At 70.3% G+C, this 23128-nt stretch carries 25 protein-coding genes and 1 riboswitch; of the genes, 13 read left to right on the top strand and 12 right to left on the bottom strand.

Features of this window, described 5'->3' with window-relative positions:
* Positions 1–65 precede the first annotated feature (65 nt).
* Together QF027_RS21950 and QF027_RS21945 are read left to right on the top strand one after the other, a co-directional pair.
* Complete coding sequence (locus QF027_RS21950; protein ID WP_307076478.1) at positions 66–1343, top strand: ABC transporter substrate-binding protein; 1278 nt, start codon at positions 66–68, stop codon at positions 1341–1343.
* A gap of 33 nt (positions 1344–1376) precedes the next feature.
* On the top strand, positions 1377–1610 hold the full coding sequence (locus QF027_RS21945) for a DUF3263 domain-containing protein (protein WP_057608619.1): 234 nt from the start codon (positions 1377–1379) through the stop codon (positions 1608–1610).
* Positions 1611–1623: 13 nt separating this feature from the next.
* Here the strand turns inward: QF027_RS21945 and otsB are convergent, their stop codons facing one another.
* The 3 genes from otsB to QF027_RS21930 all read right to left on the bottom strand — a co-directional run bounded on the left by otsB (position 1624) and on the right by QF027_RS21930 (position 5211).
* Positions 1624–2466, bottom strand: coding sequence for a trehalose-phosphatase (otsB, locus tag QF027_RS21940; protein WP_306979642.1), 843 nt, complete (start codon positions 2464–2466; stop codon positions 1624–1626).
* 298 nt (positions 2467–2764) lie between these two features.
* Positions 2765–4171 carry an alpha,alpha-trehalose-phosphate synthase (UDP-forming) gene (locus QF027_RS21935; RefSeq protein WP_307076475.1) on the bottom strand — a complete coding sequence of 469 codons (1407 nt, stop codon included), beginning with the start codon at positions 4169–4171 and terminating at the stop codon, positions 2765–2767.
* A 95-nt stretch (positions 4172–4266) separates the two neighbouring features.
* Positions 4267–5211, bottom strand: a complete 945-nt coding sequence (locus QF027_RS21930; RefSeq protein WP_307076473.1) for a glucosyl-3-phosphoglycerate synthase — start codon at positions 5209–5211, stop codon at positions 4267–4269.
* A gap of 137 nt (positions 5212–5348) precedes the next feature.
* A riboswitch (SAM riboswitch) is annotated at positions 5349–5507 on the top strand.
* Between the two features lie 17 nt (positions 5508–5524).
* On the opposite strand from QF027_RS21930, the gene thrC reads away from it, so the two are divergent.
* The 6 genes from thrC (at position 5525) to QF027_RS21900 (ending at position 13546) form a co-directional block, all read left to right on the top strand.
* Positions 5525–6808 carry a threonine synthase gene (thrC, locus tag QF027_RS21925; protein ID WP_307076471.1) on the top strand — a complete coding sequence of 428 codons (1284 nt, stop codon included), beginning with the start codon at positions 5525–5527 and terminating at the stop codon, positions 6806–6808.
* Between the two features lie 46 nt (positions 6809–6854).
* Entirely contained in the window at positions 6855–7130 is a 276-nt protein-coding gene (locus QF027_RS21920; RefSeq protein ID WP_057608614.1) for a ubiquitin-like small modifier protein 1, read from the top strand.
* Positions 7131–7573: 443 nt separating this feature from the next.
* Positions 7574–7780 carry a cold-shock protein gene (locus tag QF027_RS21915; protein WP_007382895.1) on the top strand — a complete coding sequence of 69 codons (207 nt, stop codon included), beginning with the start codon at positions 7574–7576 and terminating at the stop codon, positions 7778–7780.
* A 1026-nt stretch (positions 7781–8806) separates the two neighbouring features.
* A complete protein-coding gene (gene groL, locus QF027_RS21910) occupies positions 8807–10432 on the top strand; it encodes a chaperonin GroEL (RefSeq protein ID WP_057608613.1) in 1626 nt (541 codons plus the stop codon).
* A gap of 376 nt (positions 10433–10808) precedes the next feature.
* The gene (locus tag QF027_RS21905; RefSeq protein ID WP_307076469.1) at positions 10809–11930 is read left to right on the top strand and encodes an NADH:flavin oxidoreductase; all 1122 of its coding nucleotides are present in this window, start codon (positions 10809–10811) and stop codon (positions 11928–11930) included.
* Between the two features lie 89 nt (positions 11931–12019).
* Entirely contained in the window at positions 12020–13546 is a 1527-nt protein-coding gene (locus tag QF027_RS21900) for a carboxylesterase/lipase family protein (RefSeq protein ID WP_307076467.1), read from the top strand.
* A 12-nt stretch (positions 13547–13558) separates the two neighbouring features.
* Here QF027_RS21900 and QF027_RS21895 read toward each other — a convergent pair whose 3' ends face one another.
* The 5 genes from QF027_RS21895 to QF027_RS21875 form a co-directional block, all read right to left on the bottom strand.
* Entirely contained in the window at positions 13559–14128 is a 570-nt protein-coding gene (locus QF027_RS21895) for a hypothetical protein (RefSeq protein WP_307076465.1), read from the bottom strand.
* Between the two features lie 125 nt (positions 14129–14253).
* The gene (locus QF027_RS21890; RefSeq protein ID WP_307082457.1) at positions 14254–15066 is read right to left on the bottom strand and encodes a hypothetical protein; all 813 of its coding nucleotides are present in this window, start codon (positions 15064–15066) and stop codon (positions 14254–14256) included.
* A gap of 269 nt (positions 15067–15335) precedes the next feature.
* Positions 15336–15869: a DinB family protein gene (locus QF027_RS21885; RefSeq protein ID WP_307076463.1), complete on the bottom strand. Its 534-nt coding sequence runs from the start codon at positions 15867–15869 to the stop codon at positions 15336–15338.
* Positions 15870–15894: 25 nt separating this feature from the next.
* Positions 15895–16089: a DUF397 domain-containing protein gene (locus QF027_RS21880; RefSeq protein ID WP_307076461.1), complete on the bottom strand. Its 195-nt coding sequence runs from the start codon at positions 16087–16089 to the stop codon at positions 15895–15897.
* Entirely contained in the window at positions 16073–16912 is an 840-nt protein-coding gene (locus QF027_RS21875) for a helix-turn-helix domain-containing protein (protein ID WP_307076460.1), read from the bottom strand. The genes QF027_RS21880 and QF027_RS21875 overlap by 17 nt, the downstream gene beginning before the upstream one ends.
* A gap of 116 nt (positions 16913–17028) precedes the next feature.
* Between QF027_RS21875 and QF027_RS21870 the strand changes: the two genes are divergently transcribed.
* From QF027_RS21870 to QF027_RS21860, 3 genes are read left to right on the top strand one after another with little or no spacing between them, the layout of a single operon-like run.
* Positions 17029–17421, top strand: coding sequence for a hypothetical protein (locus QF027_RS21870; protein WP_307076458.1), 393 nt, complete (start codon positions 17029–17031; stop codon positions 17419–17421).
* Between the two features lie 9 nt (positions 17422–17430).
* Positions 17431–18117: a class I SAM-dependent methyltransferase gene (locus QF027_RS21865; protein WP_307076456.1), complete on the top strand. Its 687-nt coding sequence runs from the start codon at positions 17431–17433 to the stop codon at positions 18115–18117.
* A 30-nt stretch (positions 18118–18147) separates the two neighbouring features.
* Positions 18148–18786, top strand: coding sequence for a dihydrofolate reductase family protein (locus QF027_RS21860; protein WP_306979669.1), 639 nt, complete (start codon positions 18148–18150; stop codon positions 18784–18786).
* Between the two features lie 5 nt (positions 18787–18791).
* Here the strand turns inward: QF027_RS21860 and murQ are convergent, their stop codons facing one another.
* Both murQ and QF027_RS21850 read right to left on the bottom strand, forming a co-directional pair.
* Positions 18792–19727 carry an N-acetylmuramic acid 6-phosphate etherase gene (gene murQ, locus QF027_RS21855; RefSeq protein WP_307076454.1) on the bottom strand — a complete coding sequence of 312 codons (936 nt, stop codon included), beginning with the start codon at positions 19725–19727 and terminating at the stop codon, positions 18792–18794.
* A gap of 34 nt (positions 19728–19761) precedes the next feature.
* A complete protein-coding gene (locus QF027_RS21850; protein WP_373432049.1) occupies positions 19762–20649 on the bottom strand; it encodes a MurR/RpiR family transcriptional regulator in 888 nt (295 codons plus the stop codon).
* Between the two features lie 55 nt (positions 20650–20704).
* Between QF027_RS21850 and QF027_RS21845 the strand changes: the two genes are divergently transcribed.
* Both QF027_RS21845 and QF027_RS21840 read left to right on the top strand, forming a co-directional pair.
* The gene (locus tag QF027_RS21845) at positions 20705–21088 is read left to right on the top strand and encodes a hypothetical protein (RefSeq protein WP_307076452.1); all 384 of its coding nucleotides are present in this window, start codon (positions 20705–20707) and stop codon (positions 21086–21088) included.
* Positions 21085–21345 carry a DUF4031 domain-containing protein gene (locus QF027_RS21840; RefSeq protein WP_059206699.1) on the top strand — a complete coding sequence of 87 codons (261 nt, stop codon included), beginning with the start codon at positions 21085–21087 and terminating at the stop codon, positions 21343–21345. The genes QF027_RS21845 and QF027_RS21840 overlap by 4 nt, the downstream gene beginning before the upstream one ends.
* Here QF027_RS21840 and QF027_RS21835 read toward each other — a convergent pair.
* Together QF027_RS21835 and QF027_RS21830 are read right to left on the bottom strand one after the other, a co-directional pair.
* Positions 21342–22445 carry a GNAT family N-acetyltransferase gene (locus tag QF027_RS21835; RefSeq protein WP_307076448.1) on the bottom strand — a complete coding sequence of 368 codons (1104 nt, stop codon included), beginning with the start codon at positions 22443–22445 and terminating at the stop codon, positions 21342–21344. The genes QF027_RS21840 and QF027_RS21835 overlap by 4 nt on opposite strands.
* Positions 22446–22471: 26 nt before the next feature.
* Entirely contained in the window at positions 22472–23116 is a 645-nt protein-coding gene (locus QF027_RS21830; protein ID WP_307076447.1) for an HD domain-containing protein, read from the bottom strand.
* Between the last annotated feature and the right edge of the window lie 12 nt (positions 23117–23128).

Below are 23128 nucleotides of genomic sequence, written 5' to 3'. Positions count from 1 at the left end.
CTAGTCCACTCGCGTGGTGTAGACCTTACGTCCGAGATATGTATGACTTTTCGAAAGTTTCGAACATGAGTGTGGGGCGGTTGTCGGTGCGGCGGCGTAGGACGGGAACGATCGCGGCGGTGTCCGCGCTGGGCATGACGGCGGTCCTCGGCGGCTGCGGGCTGGGGAGCGGGACGGACGAGGTGACGCTGAGGCTGGTCGCCGCCGACTACGGCGACAGCTCGGCCAACAGCTCCCAGAAGTACTGGGACAAGCTCGTCAAGGAGTACGAGGCCGCGCACCCCGGCGTGAGGATCGACGTCAGCGTGTACTCCTGGACGGACGTGGACCGCAAGGTCAAGGAGCTGGTCGACGCCGGGAAGGCACCCGACATGGCGCAGATCGGCGCGTACGCCGACTACGCGGACAAGGGGCTGCTGTACAAGGCCGACGACCTGATCGGGATCCGGGAGCAGGCCGACTTCGTCGCGCAGCTGGCCTCGGCGGGGCGGATCAACGGGATGCAGTACGGCATGCCGTTCGCCGCGTCCACCCGGCTGCTCTTCTACAACAAGACCCTCTTCGCCGACGCCGGACTCACCCCGCCGACAACGTGGAAGCAGCTCGCCGCGGACGCCGAGGCGCTCAAGGCGGACGGCGTGAAGTACCCGTACGCGCTGCCCCTCGGTCCTGAGGAGGCGCAGGCCGAGACCATGCAGTGGCTGCTGAGCGGGGGCGGCGGATACATCGACTCCGTCGGGACGTACGCCATCGACTCCGTCGAGAACGTCACGACGCTGACCTGGCTCAAGGAGGACCTCGTCGGCAAGGGGCTGACCGGGCCGGTCGCGCCCGAGAACCTCAACCGGGCCGCCGCGTTCTCCGCGTTCGCCGCCGGGGACGTCGGGATGCTCAACGGGCACCCCTCGCTGATGAAGATCGCTGCCGAGAAGGGGGTGAAGTTCGGGATGGTGCCCATGCCCGGCGCCCACGGGGAGACCAAGAACTCCATGGGCGTGGCCGACTGGATGATGGCCTTCAAGCAGAACGGGCACGCCGAGCAGGTGGGCGACTTCCTCGACTTCGTGTACAGCGAGAAGAACGTGCTCGCGTTCTCCCGGGAGTACGACCTGCTGCCGGTGACCAACTCCGCGTCCTCGGTCATGAGCCGGGCCTCCCGGGACGCCGACCTCAAGCCCTTCCTCGACGCGCTGCCCAACTCCGAGCTGCCTCCGGTCGGCAAGACGTCCTGGGCCTCGGTCAGCGCGGCCGTGAAGAAGCAGATCGGGTCGGCGGTGAGTTCGGGCGGGAGCCCGTCTGAGGTGCTGCGCGCGCTGCAGCTGACCGCGCAGAAGGCGGAGTAGTCGCTGTCAGTGGCGGGCGTTACGGTTCCGGACATGGAGCATCCGGAGCTGGACCGCAGGGAGCGGGACATCCTCGCCCTGGAGCGCCGCGGCTTCCCGGGGCCCGGCGCCAAGGAGCGGGCGATACGGGAGGAGCTGGGGCTGGCACCGGTCCGCTACTACCAGTTGCTGAACGCGCTGCTGGACGACGAGCGCGCCCTGGCCTTCGACCCGGTGACGGTGAACCGTCTGCGCCGGGTCCGGGAGGCGCGGCGGCAGGAACGCTGAGGGCGGGTGAGGGTCAGGTGAGCCGTTCCGCCAGGGCGCGCAGCAGGCTCACCACGCCGCCCGGGCCGTCCACCACCAGGTCCGCCCGTTTACGCAGTTCCGTCACCTCGTCGCTGCCGCTGCAGACCAGGAGGCCGGGGGTGCCGGTGGCGCGGAGGTCGTCGACCGCGGAGAAGGCCGGGAGGTCACCCAGGTCGTCACCGCCGTAGAGGACGGACGTGGCGGCCAGTTCGCGGACATGGGTCAGGAGGGCCACGCCCTTGTCCATGCCCGGGGGACGCAGCTCCAGGACCAGCCGGCCCGGTTCGACGATCAGGCCGTGCCGGGTGGCCAGGTCGGTGAGGGGGGTGCGCAGGGCGTCGAAGGCGGCCTGGGGGTCCGGGGCCCGGCGGGTGTGGACCGCCACCGCCCGGCCGCCCTTCTCCTCGATCCAGGCGCCGGTTTTGTCGAGGAGCTCCGGCAGCTCGGCACGGACCGCGGCCACGCCCGGGTGCGGTTCGGGCGCCGTGACCTCGCCCGTCACCGCGTCCCAGCGTTCCGCGCCGTAGTGGCCGAGGACCGTCAGGTGCTCCAGACCGGGGACGCCCGCGAAGCCGCCGTAGCGGACCGCGATCTCGGCCGGGCGGCCGGTGATCACCGCGACGGAGGCCACCTTCGGTGCCAGGGCGGCGAGGACGGCCACCGCCTCGGGATGCGCCCGCGCCCGCTCCGGGTCCGCCACGATCGGCGCCAGCGTGCCATCGAAGTCGAGCCCGATGACCGCCCGCTGCGGCTCCGCGAGAAGCGCGCGCAGGCCGTCCCGCCCGACGGGCGTCGCCGGGCTCGGCAGGGCGCCGGGGTCGGTGTGGCTGCTCATGGGATCCCTCTCCGGGGGTGAAGTTCGGCAGTCGAGACAGTCGAGGCAGTCGGGGCATCGGTCAGTGGCCGCAGTCGGCTGGTGGCCGGGTGGCCAGGTGGCCGGGTGGCCCGGTTGGCGCAGTCGGCCAGTCGCCTGGCGGCGCAGTCGCCGCTCTCAGGGTCACCCGTTCACGGCGTTCGGCTGCTGTCCGGGGTCACTCGTTCACGGCGTTCGGCCGCTGTCCAGGGTCACTCGTTCACGGCGTTCGGCCGCTCACCAGGGTCACCGCTCACGGCGCTCAGGCGCTCCACCGCGGTCACCCACCCACCGCTTTCAGCGCGTTCAGTTGGTCCAGGAACCACTGGGCCGGCGGCAGTGCCGTCGCCGCCGCGGCGAGCCTCTTCGCGCGTTCGGCCCGTTCGTGGGCCGGCATCGTCAGGGCCTCGTGCAGGGCCTCCGCCGTCTGCTCCACGTCGTACGGGTTCACCACGAGCGCGTCGTCACCGAGCTCCTCGAACGCCCCGGCCTCCCGCGACAGGACCAGCGCGCACCCCTCGTCGGACACCAGCGGAACCTCCTTCGCGACCAGGTTCATGCCGTCCCGGATGGGGTTGACCAGTGCCACGTCGGCCAGCCGGTACGCGGCCAGCGAGCGCGCGAAGTCGTCCTTGACGTGCAGCACGACCGGGGTCCAACCCGGCGTCGCGTACTGGGAGTTGATCTCCTCCGCCACGCGCTGCACCTCGGCCGTGTAGTCCCGGTACACCGCCAGGTCCTGCCGCGACGGATACGCGAACGCCACGTGTACGACCCGCTCCCGCCACTCCGGCCGCGACTCCAGCAGCCGCCGGTAGGAGAGCAGGCCGCGCACGATGTTCTTCGACAGTTCGGTGCGGTCGACCCGGACGATCGTCTTGCGGCCCGCGCCGATCTCCTCGCGCAGGTCGACGATGCGCTCCTCGACGTCGGCCTCGTGGGAGCGGGCGCGCAGGAAGTCCGCGTCCGTGCCCAGCCCGTGCACCCCGATCCGGGTCTCCCCGAGCCCGTCCGCGAACTCCGTACAGCAGGCCGTGAAGGCGTCCGCCCAGCGGCGGGTGAGGAAACCGAGCCGGTCGGCGCCCAGCATGCCGCGCAGCAGTTGGGACGCGATGTCGTCCGGCAGCATCCGGAAGTAGTCCACCGGTGCCCACGGCGTGTGCGAGAAGTGGGCGATGCGCAGGTCGGGACGGAGCTCGCGGAGCATCCCCGGCACCAGGCACAGGTGGTAGTCCTGGACCAGGACCGCCGCCCCCTCGGCCGCCTCCTCGGCGAGCGCCTCCGCGAAGGCGCGGTTGTACGTCTCGTACGACCCCCACTGCCGCCGGAACTCCGCGTCGAAGGCCGGCTCCAGCGGGGTCTGGTACAGGAGATGGTGGACGAACCAGAGGACCGAGTTCGCGATGCCGTTGTACGCGTCCGCGTGCACGTCGGCCGGGATGGCGAGCATGCGGACGCCGTCCTCGCCGACCCCCTGCCGTACCGCCTCGCGGTCGCCGTCGGACAGCGCCGAGCACACCCACAGCGCGCCCGCCTCCGGACCGATCACCGAAAGCCCCGAGACCAGTCCGCCGCCACCCCGTTTGGGGCTCAGCGAACCGTCCTCCTTGACCTCGTACGAGACCGGGCCGCGGTTGGACGCGACCAGCACCTGGGCAGCACCCTGCACGGAAGACGTGGAAGCCATACGCCTCAACCTAGCCCGGCCCGGAAACGCTCAAACGTACGGGTGCGCTCAGTGCGCGGGCGTATACGGAACGCCCCGTTCTGCCACCCGGTCCGTCACGCGACCCTACGCTTCGCGTACTCCGCGATCTCCACCATCGGCGGCCGTTCCTCCGTGTCCACGGAGTACGTACGCGGCTCGAAGCCGTCCCGGCCCCGCTCGAACTGGGTGAGGGAGGGCCGGATCATATGGCCGCGGGCCAGCCTCAGCTGGGCGGTGCGGTAGATCGCGGCGGACATCCGGCCCAGGGCCTGCCCGTCCTGGTGACGGTGCTTGCGCACACCGACGTCGACCTGGGCGAGCGCGTCCAGGCCCACCAGATGCAGGGCGTCGACCAGCATGCCCAGCTCGACCCCGTACCCGACGGGGAACGGGAGCTGTTCCAGCAACGACCGCCGGGCCGCGTACTCGCCGCCCAGCGGCTGCACGAAACCGGCCAGCTGCGGCCAGTGCATGTTCAGCAGCGGACGGGCCATGAGCTCGGTGACCCGGCCGCCCTGCCCGGCAGCGCCGCCCAGGGGACGGTCGTACATGCCCTTGACCAGGTCGACCTCGGGGTCGGTGAGCAGCGGGCCGACGATGCCGGAGACGAATTCCGAGGAGAACTCCTTCAGATCGGCGTCGATGAAACAGACGATGTCCCCTGATGTGGCGAGCAGGGAGCGCCACAGGACCTCGCCCTTGCCGGGCACGGCAGGTATGCGCGGGAGGATGTCGTCGCGGTGGACGACCCGCGCACCGGCCGCGGCGGCGACCTCGGACGTGCGGTCGGTCGATCCCGAGTCGACGACGACGATCTCGTCGACGAGCGGGACCTGCTGCATGAGGTCATGACGGATCACGGCGACGATGTCACCGACCGTCTCCTCCTCGTTGAGCGCGGGCAGGACAACACTGACCGTCCGGCCCGTGCCCCGCTTCGCCGCCATGATCCTGTGCAGCGGGCGATCGGTCACGGACCAGGAACGCGTGGCCAGCCAGCGCTCGACTTCGTTCAGCACAGTGCGCGGCTCCTCTGCCTTTGATCCATCTCGCGGTTCGGACGTCTCTCTCAACTGTCCTGGCCGTCGGTTACAGTCTTGAACAACGCGGATGACCATCGCATGTCCTGGGTGGCCCGCCGTTCACAACTTCATACCGCTCATCCAGAGGGGCAGAGGGATACGGCCCGATGAAGCCCCGGCAACCCTCCAGTCGGTTCTCGTAGCGATCGCTGACGATCGTTTCCGCGAGGCTCCCGACTCGGGAAGGTGCCAAATCCGTCTCACGGCGAGATGCGTCGTGAGGAAGATGAGGAGAAAGGGCCTCGCCTCCATGGCTGTGCAGACTGTTGCAAGCACCACGAACTCCGTCGATCTGGGTCCCGCTGCAGCGCTGAGCTGCCGCGAATGCGGCCACCGCGTCCCGCTCGGCCCGGTCTTCGCCTGCGAGGAGTGTTTCGGCCCGCTCGAGATCGCGTACGACTTCTCGGCCTACGACACCGAGGAGCTCCGCAAGCAGATCGAGGCGGGACCCGCGAACATCTGGCGTTACGCCCCACTGCTGCCCGTCCCCGTTGACGTGGCGGACAAGCCGAACATCAACCCCGGCTGGACCAAGCTCGTCAAGGCCGACAACCTCGCCCGCGAGCTGGGTGTCGACGCCGGCAAGCTCTTCGTGAAGGACGACTCCGGCAACCCGACGCACTCCTTCAAGGACCGGGTCGTCGCGCAGGCCATCGAGGCCGCTCGCGTCTTCGGCTTCACCACCCTCTCCTGCTCCTCCACCGGCAACCTCGCCGGCGCCGTGGGTGCCGCCGCGGCCCGGGCCGGGTTCCGCTCCTGCGTGTTCATTCCGCACGACCTGGAGCAGGGCAAGGTCGTCATGGCCGCGATCTACGGCGGCGAGCTCGTCGGCATCGAGGGCAACTACGACGATGTGAACCGCTTCTGCTCCGAGCTGATCGGCGACCCGGCGGGCGAGGGCTGGGGTTTCGTCAACGTCAACCTGCGGCCGTACTACGCGGAGGGGTCCAAGACCCTGGCGTACGAGATCTGCGAGCAGCTGGGCTGGAAGCTCCCTGATCAGCTGGTCGTGCCGATCGCCTCCGGCTCGCAGCTCACGAAGATCGACAAGGGTCTGCAGGAGCTGATCAAGCTCGGGCTCGTCGAGGACAAGCCGTACAAGATCTTCGGTGCGCAGGCCGAGGGGTGCTCGCCGGTGTCGGTCGCGTACAAGGCGGGCCACGACGTGGTCCGGCCGCAGAAGCCGAACACCATCGCCAAGTCCCTCGCGATCGGGAACCCGGCGGACGGTCCGTATGTGCTGGACATCGCGCGTCGTACCGGCGGTGCGGTGGAGGACGTGAACGACGAGCAGGTCGTCGACGCGATCAAGCTGCTCGCGCGGACCGAGGGGATCTTCGCGGAGACCGCCGGTGGCGTGACCGTCGGCGTGGCGAAGAAGCTGATCGACAACGGTCTGCTGGATCCCTCGCTGACGACCGTCGTGCTGAACACCGGTGATGGTCTGAAGACGCTGGACGCGGTGGCGGGTACGGGTCTCACCGCCACGATCCGCCCCAACCTGGATTCGTTCCGCGAGGCTGGACTCGCGTAGTCGCCCGCGCCCCTGAAAGCCCTCACCCGACCGGAGGTCCTGAACCATGAGCGTTTCCGTCCGTATCCCCACCATCCTGCGCACCTACACCGGCGGGCAGGCCGAGGTGCAGGCCGAGGGCGCGACCCTCGCCGACGTCATCGCCGATCTGGAGAAGAACCACACCGGTATCGCCGCGCGCGTTCTCGACGACCAGGGCAAGCTGCGGCGGTTCGTCAATGTGTACGTCAATGACGACGATGTGCGGTTCGAGCAGGGGCTGGAGACGGCGACGCCCGACGGGGCCGGCGTCTCGATCATTCCGGCCGTCGCCGGAGGGTGACCGTATGACTGGTCATTACCTTCGGTAACGGTAATTACCCAGTGTTCATCGGATTGCCCCCTCTGCGAGAGAAGCGGAGGGGGCAATTCTCTATGGTTGAGCGCGGTACAGTTGGGGAAGCGGCGGCTTTCTTCTTGCCGCGTGCATATGAGTTCTCGCTCCACATGCGATGAGAAGTAGCCAAAGTGTGTGCGTCTTAAGTGCCTTATGTGTCTTTTATGGGGCCCGACTTGCCCCGAATTCAGGCGAATTCTCACTACATTCCGGACCTCCTCCGTCCAGAATTCTCGTCCGATTGACCTGTTGCAGACGGCAGTTGGACAGATACATTCAGCCGCGGTCGACGCGTTCCGGCGCACGCCCCCAACCATGTGGGGGGTGAGGTCTGACCCGGATCCACGAAGTGTGGATCCGTGCAAGGGCCAGTAATAGGGGAGTTAGGCATGGCTCAGGGCACCGTCAAGTGGTTCAACGCGGAGAAGGGGTACGGCTTCATCGCGGTCGACGGTGGTGCGGATGTATTCGTCCACTACAGCGCGATTCAGATGGACGGCTACCGCACCCTTGAAGAGGGCCAGCGGGTCGAGTTCGAGATCTCGCAAGGTCAGAAGGGGCCGCAGGCGGACATGGTTCGCCTGGCGACCGGCTGAAGCACGCGCCGGGTAACAACAGCGTCGTTCTTCTGTTCTTCTTCGAAGGGCTCGTACCCCATAGGGAGTCATGGGGCACGGGCCCTTCGGCATGCCCGGCGTCCCGACGAGTGCCGGGGGGAGCGGCTTTCGTGCCGCTGCGGGTCGCGGCCGTGATCGGGCCCGGGTCGCCGCCGGCGGTCCGGGATGGTGGACCGCACCTGCCGATCACCGGTCATGCGGACGGCGGCGGGCTGTCGTGTACGGCACGGGTACGGCCCGTGATGCCCGGATGCAGTGGCGTCGTTCGGCCGTACGGGCCGGTATCGAGCCGTCGCTGTCGCCTGGTAGCAGAGGTCGCACCGGCCGCGCACGGCCGAACGCTCGGTCGTCCACCGGACCGGCGAGGCGGCACCCGCGGCGGACGTCCTCCGGGCGCTGCTGCGGGGCGGCTCCGGCGCCCCGCCGCCGTGACCGGCTCCGCCGGTACCGTCCACGCGACCGCCCCCGTGCGGAAGGGGGGCGGCCGGGTCTCCTGCAGCGCTCGGCGGGGCGCCCGGGCCGTCGTGCAGGGCACTGGTACGCCCCCGTGGTCCACGGATGCCGTGGCGTCGGTCGGCCGTACGGGGCGGTATCGAGCCGTTGCTGTCGCTCGGCGCCCCCGTGCGGACGGAGCGGTCGGGATTCCCGCAGCGCTCGGCGGGGTGCCAGGAGGGCAGCCCGTGAGGCTCGGCCGGCCGTCGTGGGCGGCGTCGGTGCGGTCCCGTGGTGCCCGGACATCGTGGCGTCGGTCGGGCCGTACGGGCCGGTAACCAGCCGTCGCTGTCGCTCGGCGTCCTGCCCGATCCACGAGAGGCGCTTGCACTCGACCATGCCGAGTGCTAATCATTGGCGTTAGCACTCTGAAGGTGAGAGTGACAAAGATGGACCGGGTCGGTGAGGCCCGCAGGCCTTGTGGGGCAAGGATCCACAGGCCGGCGAGCCGTCCGTCGCGGGCGCGGGCGCGGTCCGAAGGAATCACCCCCAGTCCTGGAGGGACCACTTCACATGGCCAAGATCATCGCGTTCGACGAGGAGGCGCGGCGCGGCCTCGAGCGCGGCATGAACCAGCTCGCGGACGCCGTCAAGGTGACGCTCGGCCCCAAGGGCCGCAACGTCGTCCTCGAGAAGAAGTGGGGCGCCCCCACGATCACCAACGATGGTGTCTCCATCGCCAAGGAGATCGAACTCGAGGACCCGTACGAGAAGATCGGCGCCGAGCTGGTCAAGGAAGTCGCCAAGAAGACGGACGACGTCGCCGGTGACGGTACGACCACCGCGACCGTGCTCGCCCAGGCCCTGGTCAAGGAAGGCCTGCGCAACGTAGCCGCCGGCGCCAACCCCATGGCCCTCAAGCGCGGTATCGAGAAGGCCGTCGAGGCCGTCTCCGCCGCCCTGCTCGAGCAGGCCAAGGATGTCGAGACCAAGGAGCAGATCGCCTCCACGGCCTCCATCTCCGCCGCCGACACCCAGATCGGCGAGCTCATCGCCGAGGCGATGGACAAGGTCGGCAAGGAAGGCGTCATCACCGTCGAGGAGTCCCAGACCTTCGGTCTGGAGCTGGAGCTCACCGAGGGTATGCGCTTCGACAAGGGCTACATCTCGGCGTACTTCGCCACCGACATGGAGCGGATGGAGGCGTCGCTCGACGACCCGTACATCCTCATCGCCAACTCCAAGATCGGCTCCGTCAAGGACCTGCTCCCGCTCCTGGAGAAGGTCATGCAGTCGGGCAAGCCGCTGCTGATCATCGCCGAGGACGTCGAGGGCGAGGCCCTGTCGACCCTGGTCGTCAACAAGATCCGCGGCACCTTCAAGTCCGTCGCCGTCAAGGCCCCGGGCTTCGGTGACCGCCGCAAGGCCATGCTCGGCGACATCGCCATCCTCACGGGCGGCGAGGTCATCTCCGAGGAGGTCGGCCTCAAGCTGGAGAACGCGACCCTGGACCTCCTGGGCCGCGCCCGCAAGGTCGTCATCACCAAGGACGAGACCACCATCGTCGACGGTGCCGGTTCCTCCGACCAGGTCAACGGCCGGGTGAACCAGATCCGCGCCGAGATCGAGAACAGCGACTCGGACTACGACCGCGAGAAGCTCCAGGAGCGCCTGGCGAAGCTCGCCGGTGGCGTCGCCGTCATCAAGGCCGGTGCCGCGACCGAGGTCGAGCTCAAGGAGCGCAAGCACCGCATCGAGGACGCCGTGCGCAACGCCAAGGCGGCCGTCGAGGAGGGCATCGTCGCCGGTGGTGGCGTGGCCCTCATCCAGGCCTCCTCGGTCTTCGAGAAGCTGGACCTGGAGGGTGACGAGCTGACCGGCGCCAACGCCGTGAAGCTGGCCCTGGAGGCCCCGCTCAAGCAGATCGCCGTCAACGGTGGTCTCGAGGGTGGCGTCATCGTCGAGAAGGTGCGCAACCTGCCCGTCGGCCACGGCCTGAACGCCGCGACCGGTGAGTACGTCGACATGATCGCCGAAGGCATCATCGACCCGGCGAAGGTCACGCGCTCTGCCCTGCAGAACGCCGCCTCCATCGCCGCGCTGTTCCTCACCACCGAGGCCGTCATCGCCGACAAGCCGGAGAAGGCGGGCGCTGCCCCGGCCGGCGGCGGCATGCCGGGCGGTGACATGGACTTCTGATCGACCCCCGGCCGCCAGGCCTGACGGTTGATCAACGTCCTTCCCGGGGGCGGCACTTCCTGGAAACAGGGGGTGGCCGCCCCCGGTCTTTTCCTGCGCTATGCTTGATCACGAGCCGCTCGACGTGAATTCCCGTCGGTCGACTACGCGTTGGTGGTCCAAGGAAAGACGCCCCGCTTCCTGCGGGGAGATGCAGGTGCAAGGCCTGCCCGGCGCTCGACACGAAGCCCGTCCCATGGTTGTGGGACGGGCTTCTTCCATGCGTGGCCTCCATGCGTGGCCGGAGTCACAGCGCACCGGGAAATCGTGAGACGGATACGGCGGTTGGCGCCTGGGTAGTGTCCATGCGCATGCACATACCGAGGAGTACTGCCACGTGACCGCCCCCACCACCTCCCGCGCCGCCGAGATTCTCTCCCGGCCGGCCCACATCAACGGCCTGACCGTCCCGAACCGCATCGTGATGGCGCCCATGACCCGGATGTTCTCCCCGGGCGGCGTCCCCGGCGCGGACGTGGCGTCGTACTACTCCCGCCGCGCGGCCGCCGGAGTCGGTCTGATCGTCACCGAGGGCACCTACGTCGGCCACGAGTCGGCCGGGAACAGCGACAGCGTCCCGCGCTTCCACGGCGAGGAGCAGCTGGCGGGCTGGGCGAAGGTCGCCGAGCAAGTGCACGCGGCGGGTGGCACCATCGTCCCGCAGCTGTGGCACATCGGCATGGTCCGCAACCAGGGCGAGCCGCCGTACCCGGACGCCCCCGCCGTCGGCCCCTCCGGCATCCGCCCCGGCGCCGACGAGCCCACCGGCAAGGCGATGACCCAGCGCGACCTGGACGACGTCATCGGCGCGTTCGCCGAGGCCGCGGCCGCCGCCGAACGCATCGGCTTCGACGGTGTGGAGCTGCACGGCGCCCACGGCTACCTCCTCGACCAGTTCCTGTGGGCGGGCACCAACCGCCGCACCGACGCCTACGGCGGTGACCACGTCGCCCGTACGAAGTTCGCGGCGGAGATCGTGGCGGCCGTACGGGAGACGGTGTCGCCGGAGTTCCCGATCATCTTCCGGTACTCGCAGTGGAAGCAGGAGGCCTACAAGGCGCGGCTCGCCGAGACGCCGGAGGAGCTGGAGGCGATCCTCGCGCCGCTCGCCGCGGCCGGAGTCGACGCCTTCCACGCCTCCACGCGCCGCTACTGGCTACCCGAGTTCGACGGCTCCGACCTCAACCTCGCCGGCTGGACCAAGAAGCTCACCGGCAGGACCACCATCACCGTGGGCTCGGTCGGCCTCGACGGCGACTTCATCCGCGGCTTCATGGGCGAGGGCTCCCCGGTCAAGGGCATCGACGACCTGCTCGACGCCCTGGAGCGCGAGGAGTACGACATGGTCGCCGTCGGACGGGCGCTGCTTCAGGACCCGCAGTGGGCCGCGAAGGTGCTGGCGGGCCGTTTCGACGCGCTTGAGCCGTACGACGCATCCGCGCTGAAGTCGTTGAGCTGACGGCACAGGGTCCGCCGACTTGGTTGACTCACGCAAGGGTAAGGGGCTGAAGTGAATCGAACAGCCCCTTACCCGTGAGGAGTTCGACGATGACGTCAGCCGAGGATCTCGAAGTGCGCACCGCGGCCGGTGCCGTGCGCGGGCGGGCCGAGGGCGGACTGGTGGCCTTCCGGGGGATCCCGTTCGCCGAACCGCCGGTGGGCGAGGCGCGGTTCCAGGCGCCACGGCCCGCGAAGGGCTGGGAGGGGACCCGGGAGGCGTACGACTTCGGGCCCCCGCCCCCGCAGGAGTCGGGCTTCCAGGGCCGTGCCGCCGAACTGCCGGTACCCACCGGCGACGACTGGCTGACGGTCAACGTCTGGACGCCCGGTACGGACCCCTCGGCCCGCCGCCCGGTCATGGTCTGGATCTACGGCGGTGCCTACAAGCTGGGTCACGGCGGCAGCCCCGGCTACGACGCCCAGCACCTCGCGCGCGCCGGTGACGTGGTCGTCGTGACCTTCAACTACCGCGTCGGGATCGAGGGGTTCGCCCTGCTGGAGGGGGCGCCCGCGAACCGGGGGCTGCTGGACCAGGTCGCCGCGCTCAAGTGGGTGCGGGACAACATCACGGCGTTCGGCGGGGACCCCGGGCAGGTCACGGTGTTCGGGGAGTCGGCGGGGGCGGGATCGGTGGCCTCGCTCCTGGCGATGCCGAGCGCGCGGGGGCTGTTCGGGCGGGCCGTGGCGCAGAGCGTGCCCGGCACGTACTTCTCCGCCGAACTCGCCCGGGACATCGCGGTGGAGATCGGCAAGGAGGCGGGGCTGGCTCCGACGGCAGCCGCGTTGTCCGCCGTGGACCCGCTCGAACTCCCGTCGGCGGGCGAGCGGTTGAGCCTCAGAATGCGCGACTACGACGACCGGTGGGGACAGGTGGCGCCGACCGCCACACCGTTCTCGCCGGTGGTCGACGGCGAGGTGCTGCCGACCACCCCCTGGGAGGCGCTGGCGGCCGGCGCGGCCCGGGACGTGGAGCTGCTCGTCGGGCACAACCGGGACGAGTACCGGCTCTTCCTCGCCCTCGCCGACCAGCTCGGCAGGATAACCGAGGAGCAGGCGGCCTCGGCCCTGCGCATGTTCGCGCCGGGCCCGGACGGCGAACGCGCCTACCGCGAGGCCTTCCCGGACGCCACACCGACCGAACTCTACGAACGCGTGCAGACGGACTGGCTGTTCAACATGCCCTCGCTGCGCCTGGTCGAGGCGCAGGTCGCGGGCGGCGGCCGCGCCCACCTCTACGAACTGGCCTGGCCCGCCCCGGGGTTCGGCGGCGTGCTCGGAGCGTGCCACGGGTTGGACATCCCGCTGCTCTTCGGCACGTACGAGGCCGACCTAGGGAACCTGCTGTTCGCGGGGAGCGGGGTGCCGGACGAGGCGAGGGCACTGACCGCGCGCTTCCAGGCGGCGTGGACGGGGTTCGCGCGGACCGGGGATCCGGGGTGGCCGGCGTATGACGTGGCGGGCGGCCGGCTGACCCAGGTCCTGGACGCGGAGCCGGAGGTGCGGCCGTATCCGGAGGAGGTCTCCCGGCGGCTGTGGGAGACGTACGACTTCCGGACGCTCCCCCTGCTGCAGTAGGTCTCCCGAGCGCTAGAGATTGCCGAGCGGCTCGATGTCCACCTTGACCGGGGTGCCCCACACCCGCAGCACCTCGTAGTCGGTGAACTCGTGCACGAGCCGGTACGCCATCGCGGCGCGCGGGCCACGTCGCTGGGCGTTGATGTAGAGCTCGGCCTCGTGCCGGTCCCGCCTCGGGGTGCCGCACAGCTGCCACTCCTGGCCGGTCCACTGCTCCGGCAGCCAGCGCTGCTGGGGCTGGGGCCGGTCCTCCCGTACCCCGTACCTGGAGGGGGTGGGGCCGGCAGTCCTCGGGCGCGCGCCGGGACCGTTGATCTCGGCACGGCGGGCCGCCCGGCGCCGGGTCTCGCAGAGCAGGCACAGGTCGGTGGCGTTCTTGTCGACCGGGCCGTTGGGGTGCTCGGCGCAGCGGGTGGTGGGGGCGGCGGCGGTGACGCTGTCCTCCAGGAGGTCCAGGGCCCGCTTGATGTCCGCCTTCACTTCGTGCAGCTTGGCGTCGGGGGTGTCACCGGTGAGCGACTCGCCGTGCTCGCCGAGGAGACGGAGGGCGCGGCCCAGGGCGGTGAGCTGGGCGTGGTTCATGGGATGGCTCCGGGAATCTCGGGGCGGTCTCACGCGATCGCTGTGGCTCTTCCGGCTTGTTCACGACTGTACACACACAAGGGTCCTTACCTGGGGCGGGTCAGTCGGCGCAGCCCTGAGCGCGGTCACACAGGCGTCCCTTCTTCTCGTTTCCGGGACATCGCGGCCCGGATCTCGTCCGCGCGGGCGTGGATCACGGGGGCGGGCAGGAGCGAGGCGGGGCGCGCGGGGGCGTATCCGTCGCGACAACCGCCGCAGACGCCCCCTGGCAGGGACTCCGGACGCCCGGGCACTCCGCAGTCCGCGCACTCCAGGATCCGGCGGGGCTGCTGTGGGGTGGGCGGTTGCGGTGGGAGCTTGTCGGTCAGGCGGCGGCGGAGCAGGGCGGCCGGGTGGTGGACCGGGGTCGGCAGCCCGCTGGTCAGGGCGTGCCGTACGACCTCCTCGGTGGCCCCCCGGGCGAACCACTCCGTCACCAGCGGGGCGAGGGCCGCGCAGTCGGCGGCGGAGAGGGACAGCGAGGGGGTCTCGCGGCCCAGCGCGGCGAGGAGGATGTGGGCACGGGAGCGGGTGGGTGGGGGCGGAGTGTCCTCCGGTACGTCGCCCCGCGTGAAGGCGGCCCACCAGTCGTCGTCGCGTGCGGTACGGGACCACCACGATCGGGTGATCCAGTGGGCACTGCCCGAGTCGGCGGCCAGCTTTTCGCGCCCCCGGCGCAAGTGCCCTGCCTGTTGAAGGCGGTTGAGGGCTGTGCCGAGGGCGCATTGCCCGTACGGCAGCGTCTTGGCCAGTGTCTTTACGGAGATGTCGGCGCCGTCGGGGAGGCGGTCGAGGTACGCGGCGATGGCGGCTTCGCGAGGGGGGAGGTGGGTGAAGTCGTGCGCGGTGCGGGGGCGTTGGTCCGGGGCGGAGCGTTTGCCGTACCCAGGGTTCGCCATGGGGTGCGGAGACGCGTGCGCGGGCGGGGAGGCAGGACTAAGCTTGGCATCAGCCACGGGATCCCCTTGAGATCTCGTAGGTCAAGCCCCCGCAGGTGTTGGCGCACCTGGCGGGGGCTGTTCGGTATGTGGGCACGCTAGACGATCGTGACTGTGCGTGGCAAGCCGGTCGCTTCACGTCAACACGCGGGGTGGGTGGGCGGGTTGAGGCCCCTCACCCACTCCTCAGAAAGAGATCTCGGACCTCGACGCCTGAGCTTCGGGACCGGTCAGCCCATGCTCTTGGCGCCGTCCAGGGACTCGCGGATGATGTCGGCGTGGCCCGCGTGCTGGGCGGTCTCTGCGGCGATGTGCAGCAGCGTCCTGCGAGCCGACCATCGACCTCCGGGCTTGTTCCATGGCGCCTCGGGCAGCGGATGGGTGGCGTTCAGGTCGGGCAGGGCCATTACGAGTTCGTCGGTCCGGCGGGCCGTCTCGTCGTAGTCGGCCAGCACACCGGCCAGTGTCTCGCCGGGCAGCATCCGGAACTCGTCGGCCCGCCGGGCGAAGTCGTCCTCGGTCATGGCGGTGAAGTCGGGCATGGCCGAGGGGCCGTTGAGGATGAAGTCCGCCCAGTGCCGTTCCACCGACGTGACGTGTTTGATCAGGCCGCCCAGGCACAGCTCGCTGGGGGTGGTTCGCTGTCCGGCCTGCTCGTCGGTGAGGTCGCGGGTCGTGAAGCGCAGGAAGCGCCGGCTGTGGGCCAGCGCCTCCAGCAGGTCGGTGCGCTCGTCGGTGGTGATGGCGTGTGTGGTGTCGGTCATGGGTCCACGCTAGGAGCCGTTTAGGTCAGATCCTGACCTCTATGACCGCCTCGACGAAGGCGGACCATGCCTCGGGCCGGAGCATGAGCTTCGGGCCGTGGGGGGTCTTGGAGTCGCGGACGGGGACGGCGGTGGGGTGGCCCACGGCCACTTCGAGGCAGTCGCCGCCGCTGCCGCCGCTGTAGCTGGACTTGCGCCAGGACTCAGGGATGTTCCTCATGTGCGTAATCCTGCGCCATCGCCTCGATCAGGGCCAGAGACTTCTGAGGGGAGAGGGCGGCGGCCATCAGGAGCCGGTAAGTGAAGCGTTGGTGCCTGACGATGGCCGGATCGTCCTCCAGCCGCCCGGTGCCGACGCTCTCGAAGTAGACAAGCGGAGGGGCATCCTCGAACTCCATGAGCTTGGTGGAGCCCTCCATCGCCGCATGTGCTCCCGCATCGAATGGCAGCACCTGCACGATCACCCGGCCTCGGCGTGCCAGCTGAGCGATGTGGTGCAGGGCTTCCGTCATCACCGTGCGCCCACCCGTCACCCGACGCAGCGCCGCCTCGTCAACCACCGCCCACAACATCGGCTCTGTTGGATCGTCGAGGAGTCGAGCCCTCTCCATCCGGGCCGCCACCAGCTTCTCGATCTCCTCCTCCGGAGCCGTCGGCTGATACGCGCGGCACACCGCCCGTGCGTACGCGGCCGTCTGTAGCAACCCCGGGATCAGCAGCGGCGCGTACTGACTGATCGCCGAAGCCCGAGCCTCCGCCTCCGCCGCCTCGGCAAAGTGCTCGGGATACTTCGACTTCGCCGCCGCCCCACAGTTCCGCTGGAAGAAGTCCTCCGTCCCCAACACCTCGTCCAGCAACCGCGCATACTCCGGTTGCATCCTCCGCGTACCCGCCTCCAACTGCCCCACGAACGACCCGCTTACGAACAGCCGCTGCCCCAACTCCTCCTGACTCAGCCCGGCTTTTTCTCTCGCGTACCGCAACTCCGCGCCCAGCAGCGCCCTCGGTGACGACGACGGGTCGAGGTCCTTCGGTCCCGGCATGTGCGACTCCCCATCCACCAAGTGAGGTTGTTGGGCTGGCCCGTATGGCCAGGTTAGGGGCGCGCCGGACACGCTGTGTTGCGAACAGTGAACTCACCGTACCGATGGAGGAGAGCATGCGGTCCACGCAAGAAGTCCTGGAGTCCCTGCGAGCAGCCCTCGTCGGCGTAGGTGTCGTCCTGCCGTCCCTCGCCGTCGACCCCCTCACCGGCGCCGGTGACGAACCCTTCCCCCTGGTCGACCTCGGGCGGTGCAACGTACGCACGGCCGAGCGGCTGGCGTCCGTGCTGCGCGGGGAGAGGCCGCCCGTGGGGTCGTACGTCGTCGACGAGCGGGACGGACGCGTGGGCGAGGTGATGGGCCACCTGGGTGGAAGAGTGCAGCTCAGGCCCCTCGGCGGGGGCCGGGAGTGGGAGTGCGAACCCGGGTCCACCAAGCCCGCCCCGCAAGGCGACGTGCTGCGGGCCAGGGTGCGCAAGGTCAACAACGAGGGCCGCATGCCTTGTTGAATCGAACCCATGCCTCTCCTGGACGCCCTCGCTCGCTTCAACGACGCCCACCCCTGGTCCCACAACGCCCACTTCCACCCGTGGCTCATGCGGCAGCTGCCCCGCCGCTTCGACCGCGCCCTGGACGTCGGCTGCGGTGCCGGAGATCTCGTGCGGCTGCTGGCAACCCGCGCGACACATGTGCACGGCATCGACAGTGATGAGCGAATCATCGTCAGGGCACGGGAGTTGACCGATCCCGGCCTCCCCGTCACCTTCTCCGTCGCGGACGGGCTGTCGTACGGCGAAGGTGCCCCCTACGACGTCATCACGTGCGTCGCCGTACTCCACCACCTCCCCCTGACCGAGACCCTCACGCGCTTCAGACAACAGCTGGCCCCCGGCGGAACACTGGTGATCGTCGGGCTGACGCGAGAAGACACCCGCGTCCAGACACTCCTCGGCCTCGCGTCCGTCCCGCTCAACCTGGTCACCGGTTGGGTCAAGAACAGGGGACGTACGGCACCGCAGCGCCCCGTCGCGATGACCGCCCCGACCCGCCCGGCGGACGTCCCCTACACCGAGTTCGCCCGCGAGGTCCGCCGTATCCTCCCCGGCGCCCGGCTGAGGCGGCGGCTCTTCTGGCGCTACACCCTCGTCTGGAAAAAGGTGCGCGGGGATGTCGATCCCGGCAGGCTCGGAACGACGCAGAGGTGAGAGCACGACACCACACGAGAGGCGAAGACCATGCCCAAGGTCCGGGTACACAACGTGACGATCTCCCTCGACGGCTTCATGGCCGGTCCGAACCAGCGACTGGACGCCCCCTTCGGCGACGGCGTCGGCTGGGGCGACGACCTGCACAGCTGGTTCATGTCCGCGTCGCAGGACGCGGCCGCGGGGAAGTCCGGGATCGATGTCGACTACTTCGTCCGCGGTGATCAGAACATCGGCGCCACGATCATGGGGCGGAACATGTTCGGGCCGCAGCGCGGGCCGTGGGAGGACGAGTCCTGGCAGGGCTGGTGGGGCGACAACCCGCCGTACCACCACGACGTCTTCGTGCACACCCACCATCTGCGCCCGGCCCTGGAGATGGCCGGCGGGACGACCTTCCACTTCACCGACGAGCCGCCGGAGGCGGTCCTGCGGCGCGCGTTCGACGCCGCGGACGGCAAGGACGTCCGGATCGGCGGCGGGGCGGCGGTCATCCGGCAGTATCTGCGCGCCGGGCTGATCGACGAACTCCACCTGGTGATCGCGCCGCTCCTCATCGGACGCGGGGAGCGGCCGCTCGACGACCTGGGCGCCGGGATCGAGGGATACCGGGTGTCCGAGCTGGTCAGCTCACCGAACGTCACCCACGCGATGCTCGTCCGCAGCTGAGCCGGCTAGCGGGTCGTCGCCGCCAGTGCCGCCCGCAGATGGCCCCCCGACTCCTCAAGGAGCCGGGCCGCCGTGGGGCCGTCCACGTCGGCCAGGATGGTCAGGATGGCGTTCTTCACCTCGCCGTCCGTGGCGGCCAGGGCGCGCTCGACCTCCTCGTCGTCGGCGCCGGTGGCGAGGGCGACGATACGGCGGGAGCGGGCGCGCAGCTTCTCGTTGGAGGCGCGGACGTCGACCATCAGGTTTCCGTAGGTCTTGCCGAGGCGGATCATCGTGATCGTCGACAGCATGTTGAGGACGAGCTTCTGGGCCGTGCCCGCTTTGAGGCGGGTCGAGCCGGTGAGCAGCTCGGGACCGACGACCACCTCGATGCCGTGATCGGCGGCCGCGGCGAGCGCGCTGTCCGCGTTGCAGGACAGGCCGACCGTCAACGCGCCCTGCGCGCGGGCGTGTTCCACCGCGCCCACCGCGTAAGGGGTACGACCGGACGCGGACACCCCGACCACCGTGTCCACGTCCGTCACCGCGAGCCCGTCGAGGTCGGCCCGCGCCAGCTCCGCCGAGTCCTCCGCCCCCTCGACGGAGGTGACCACGGCCTCGGGGCCGCCCGCGATCAGGCCCACGACCTGGGCGGGGTCGGTGTTGAAGGTCGGCGGACACTCGGAGGCGTCCAGCACGCCGAGGCGTCCGGCGGTGCCCGCACCGGCGTAGATCAGCCGTCCGCCGCGGGCCATCCGGTCGGCGATCGCGTCGATGGCGGCGGCGATCTCGGGCAGTCGTCGCGCGACGGCGGCGGGGACGGTGGCGTCCTCGCCGTTCATCAGCCGGGCGATGTCGAGGGTCGGCAACTGATCGATGTCGGCGAGCTCGGGCCGGAAGGCCTCGGTGGTGAGCGACTCCAACGCGGCACGCAGCTCACGGGAAGGGGACGTGGACGTCATGGCGGTGACTCTTTCAGAGGTGCGTTCCGATCAACTATCGACGGTGCCGGTGCGCCAGCGCCTCGTAGGACGCGGCGAGCGCCGGCGCCGCCGTCTCGTACGTCCGCTGCGCCACCCCCACGAACAGACAGTCCACCACCAGCAGCTGACTCGTCCGCGAGGACATCGCGGCCGGCCGCAGCTCACTCTCCCGGGCCGTGGACGTCGTCAGCACATGGTCGGCGTACTGCGCCACCGCCCCGCCCGGCCGCCCGGTGATGGCGACGGTCGTGGCCCCGTGCTCGAAGGCGACCCGCAGCGGCTCGATGACATCCCCGGTCGCCCCGGAGTGCGTGATCGCGATCGCCACGTCGCCCGACCGCAACTGAACGGCGTTGGTCACGGCGAGATGCGGATCGCTGTGCGCCTGGGCTATCAGCCCTATCCGCAGCAGCTTCTGCGTGAGGTCCTGCGCGACGAGACCGGAGGCCCCCACTCCGTACACGTCGATGCGCCGCGCCGAGGCCGTCGCGGCGACCGCCGCCCCCAACTGCACGGTGTCCAGCCCGGCCGCCGTGTCCGCGAGGGTCTGCTGCTCGTCGTAGGCGAGCTTGGCGACCACGTCCGCGAGCGTGTCGTCCACCGCGATGTCCGTGGTGATCGCGGGCGCCCGCCCGGACTGCTGCTGCGCGGCCAGCCCGGCGAGGGCGAGCCGCAGGTCGCGGTACCCGGGATACCCCAGCAGCCGCGCCGTCCGCACGACGGTCGCCTCGCTGGTCCCGGTCAGTTCCGCGAGGCCCGTGACGGTGAGCGCCGCGCACCCCGCGGGGTCCTTCGCGACGGCCTCGGCGACCCGCTGCATGGAGCGCGTCATGGACGGACCCAGCGTGCGCACCTTCGCGGCGAGAGCGCTGCCGAAAATTTCCTTCACTTCCTGGGGCACGTATGAAAGATATTTTCGGCTCGGGCTCGTGGTCAAGAGCGCGCACAATGGCACCATGGAGTCGATCGATCCACTGGAACAGAGCCTGCACACGGCCCGTGCCCGCGTACTCGCCGACCTGGCCGCCGGTGAGGTCGCCGCCGCGGACGTGGTGTCGATGGTCGAGGACTCCGTCGTACAGCGGCGCTGGTGGGTGGAGCAGTGGCCCGAGGGTGCGGAATTCCTGGCGTGCCTGGTCGCCCAGGACGTCCAGGACGCCCTGCTGGAAACCTACGGCCGCTGGCCCCTGTGCCCGGTGTGCGGCTCCGGCGATCCGCACGCCCTGGAGGTCGAGCCGGAGCTCGGCCCCGACCCGCACTGGGTGTGCCACAAGGCGGGTGTGAAGGTCGCGGCGGTCGGCTCGCTCGGGACCGCGTCGGGCGGGACCTCCTCCTCGTGACCGTCTACATCGACCCACCCACCTGGCCGGGACACGGCCGCATGTGGTCCCACCTGATCAGCGATGCCTCCTTCGACGAACTGCACGCCTTTGCCGATGAGTTGGGCGTCCCGAGGCGCGCCTTCGAGCGCGACCACTACGACATCCCCTCGCACCGGTACGCGGACGTCGTGGCGGCCGGCGCGGTGGAGGTCAGCAGCCGCGAAGTGGTGCGGCTGCTGACGGGTGCGGGGTTGCGGCGGCCCAAAGGCCGTTAGCCGGCCCGGCCGGGCAGCACGTACAGCCGAAGGCCCGGTTCCGCCTCCGCGTACGCCTGCTCCTCCTCCACCGTCGCCCGAACGTACCCGGCCCGGGCGATCACCCGCTGCGAGGCGGCGTTGTCGGGTTCGATGGTGGCGCAGAGGCTGTGCACGTCGTCGCGGGCCAGGGCCCAGTCGCTGAGGGCGCGCAGGGCCTCCGTGGCGTAGCCCTGGCCTCGGGCGCTCTCGGCGAGGTCGTAGCCGACCTCCGCGCGGCCGTCCTCGTCGGGGGCGCCGTGGAAGCCCATGCCGCCGATCGCGCGGCCGTCCTCTCGCCGTACGAGGGCGAAGAGGCCGAACTCCGGGCGGTGGACGCCGCCTTCGTAGGCCTTGATGGTCATCCCGGCGGCCTCGCGGGTGCCTTCGAAGGGGCCGTCCTCGACCCACTCGAAGTCACCGTCGCCTCCCGCGGCCAGTTCGGCGGCCGAGGCGGGGGTGATGCCCTGGAGGGTGAGGCGTTCGGTGGGCAGGACGAGGTTGTTGCTCCAGCGCCACTCCGTGCGCGGGGCGCGGCCGGGCAGGTCGCCGCGACCGGTGGCCCACAGGAGGGTGCGCCAGGGGTCGGGGCCCGGCTGGACCTCGGGGAAGATCCGGGTGAGGACGTACTCGGGGAGGTGGGCGGGGGGCTCGTAGTCGAGGTCCAGGCCCTGCGCGATGTCGTACGTGTGCAGCAGCACCTCGGTGACGCCCATCGCGGCGAAGCCCGCGCGGTTCGCGCTGCGGAAGGGGTAAGGGTGGAAGGCGCGGGCCTCGCGGGGCGCGGTGCGGACCGCCGCGGTGAGCAGGGCGCCGCCTGTCTCCAGGACATGCAGCAGGCCCGTGTTGTCGGTGCCTTCGTCGAGCGTGATGTGGAAGGGGACGTAGGCGTCTTGGGCGCCCCCGGCCAGGTTCGCGGCGTACGCGATCAGGCAGCCGCAGATGTGGAAGGCCGTCTCGTGGACGTTCCACTCCATCCCGGCCGGCTTCACGGCCGTCCAGTCCTGGTCCACCGCCGCCCGCAGCACCGCCACCGCGTCCGCGACGGCCTCCGTCACCCGTTCCCCGCCCATGTCTGCCATGCGGGCAGGCTAAGGCGCCGGGCGCCTCAGAGCGACAGCATTTCCAGCTCCGAGGTGAGGTTGTAACGGGCTGTGGCCTCCCATTCCCGTTCCCCGTACGGCGTCCTGAACAGGCGTGGCAGATCCAGCAGTTGGCTCAGGATTCCGGACCGGCCCTCGCGGAAGGCGTCGGTCGGGACGAAGCCGTACTCCTCGCGTACGGCGGCCGTGTAGGCGGCGTAGGCGGAGGGCGGGGCGGCGAGGATCGCGAGGTCGGCGTCGCAGAGGACCTGGCCGTTGCGGTCGTCGTCGGCGGGGGCGTGGGTGGTGGTGAGGCGGACGAGGCGGGCTACTTCGGCCGTGCCTTCCTGGGAGAGTCCGGCCTCGGGGAGGGCGCGTTCGGCCAGTCGGGCGGAGCGCTCCTCGTTCTCCGAGCGGTCCGGGAGGTAGACGGCGTCGTGGAACCAGGCCGCGAGACGCACCAGATGCGGGTCGTCCGCGTACTCCTCCAGCACGTCGATGTGGTCGAGGACCGCCGTCAGGTGGTGGACGGTGTGGTACCGGCGCTGCGGCTCCTGCCAGCGGGTGAGCAGGTTGTCGGCGTACGGCCCCGGGTCGGGCCCTTCGGCCCCGGGACGGGCCCTCTCCAGGGCATGGGCGAAACGGTCGCGGAGGTCGTCGAGATCGGCCATGGCCTCATTGTC

It is taken from the genome of Streptomyces canus, assembly GCF_030816965.1.
In the GTDB taxonomy this organism is placed as follows: domain Bacteria; phylum Actinomycetota; class Actinomycetes; order Streptomycetales; family Streptomycetaceae; genus Streptomyces; species Streptomyces canus_E.
This window is presented reverse-complemented; position numbering and strand designations above follow the sequence as displayed.

Excerpts from the sequence above, each read along its gene's own strand:
- QF027_RS21875 (WP_307076460.1), bottom strand. The coding sequence starts at position 16,912 with ATGCCGGGACCGAAGGACCTCGACCCGTCGTCGTCACCGAGGGCGCTG.
- QF027_RS21885 (WP_307076463.1), bottom strand. The coding sequence starts at position 15,869 with ATGACCGACACCACACACGCCATCACCACCGACGAGCGCACCGACCTG.
- QF027_RS21915 (WP_007382895.1), top strand. The coding sequence starts at position 7,574 with ATGGCTCAGGGCACCGTCAAGTGGTTCAACGCGGAGAAGGGGTACGGC.
- QF027_RS21950 (WP_307076478.1), top strand. The coding sequence starts at position 66 with ATGAGTGTGGGGCGGTTGTCGGTGCGGCGGCGTAGGACGGGAACGATC.
- QF027_RS21895 (WP_307076465.1), bottom strand. The coding sequence starts at position 14,128 with ATGAACCACGCCCAGCTCACCGCCCTGGGCCGCGCCCTCCGTCTCCTC.
- QF027_RS21935 (WP_307076475.1), bottom strand. The coding sequence starts at position 4,171 with ATGGCTTCCACGTCTTCCGTGCAGGGTGCTGCCCAGGTGCTGGTCGCG.
- QF027_RS21900 (WP_307076467.1), top strand. The coding sequence starts at position 12,020 with ATGACGTCAGCCGAGGATCTCGAAGTGCGCACCGCGGCCGGTGCCGTG.
- QF027_RS21865 (WP_307076456.1), top strand. The coding sequence starts at position 17,431 with ATGCCTCTCCTGGACGCCCTCGCTCGCTTCAACGACGCCCACCCCTGG.
- groL (WP_057608613.1), top strand. The coding sequence starts at position 8,807 with ATGGCCAAGATCATCGCGTTCGACGAGGAGGCGCGGCGCGGCCTCGAG.
- QF027_RS21860 (WP_306979669.1), top strand. The coding sequence starts at position 18,148 with ATGCCCAAGGTCCGGGTACACAACGTGACGATCTCCCTCGACGGCTTC.
- QF027_RS21890 (WP_307082457.1), bottom strand. The coding sequence starts at position 15,066 with ATGGCGAACCCTGGGTACGGCAAACGCTCCGCCCCGGACCAACGCCCC.
- thrC (WP_307076471.1), top strand. The coding sequence starts at position 5,525 with ATGGCTGTGCAGACTGTTGCAAGCACCACGAACTCCGTCGATCTGGGT.
- QF027_RS21920 (WP_057608614.1), top strand. The coding sequence starts at position 6,855 with ATGAGCGTTTCCGTCCGTATCCCCACCATCCTGCGCACCTACACCGGC.
- otsB (WP_306979642.1), bottom strand. The coding sequence starts at position 2,466 with ATGAGCAGCCACACCGACCCCGGCGCCCTGCCGAGCCCGGCGACGCCC.
- QF027_RS21835 (WP_307076448.1), bottom strand. The coding sequence starts at position 22,445 with ATGGCAGACATGGGCGGGGAACGGGTGACGGAGGCCGTCGCGGACGCG.
- QF027_RS21845 (WP_307076452.1), top strand. The coding sequence starts at position 20,705 with ATGGAGTCGATCGATCCACTGGAACAGAGCCTGCACACGGCCCGTGCC.
- QF027_RS21945 (WP_057608619.1), top strand. The coding sequence starts at position 1,377 with ATGGAGCATCCGGAGCTGGACCGCAGGGAGCGGGACATCCTCGCCCTG.
- QF027_RS21880 (WP_307076461.1), bottom strand. The coding sequence starts at position 16,089 with ATGAGGAACATCCCTGAGTCCTGGCGCAAGTCCAGCTACAGCGGCGGC.
- QF027_RS21830 (WP_307076447.1), bottom strand. The coding sequence starts at position 23,116 with ATGGCCGATCTCGACGACCTCCGCGACCGTTTCGCCCATGCCCTGGAG.
- QF027_RS21870 (WP_307076458.1), top strand. The coding sequence starts at position 17,029 with ATGCGGTCCACGCAAGAAGTCCTGGAGTCCCTGCGAGCAGCCCTCGTC.
- murQ (WP_307076454.1), bottom strand. The coding sequence starts at position 19,727 with ATGACGTCCACGTCCCCTTCCCGTGAGCTGCGTGCCGCGTTGGAGTCG.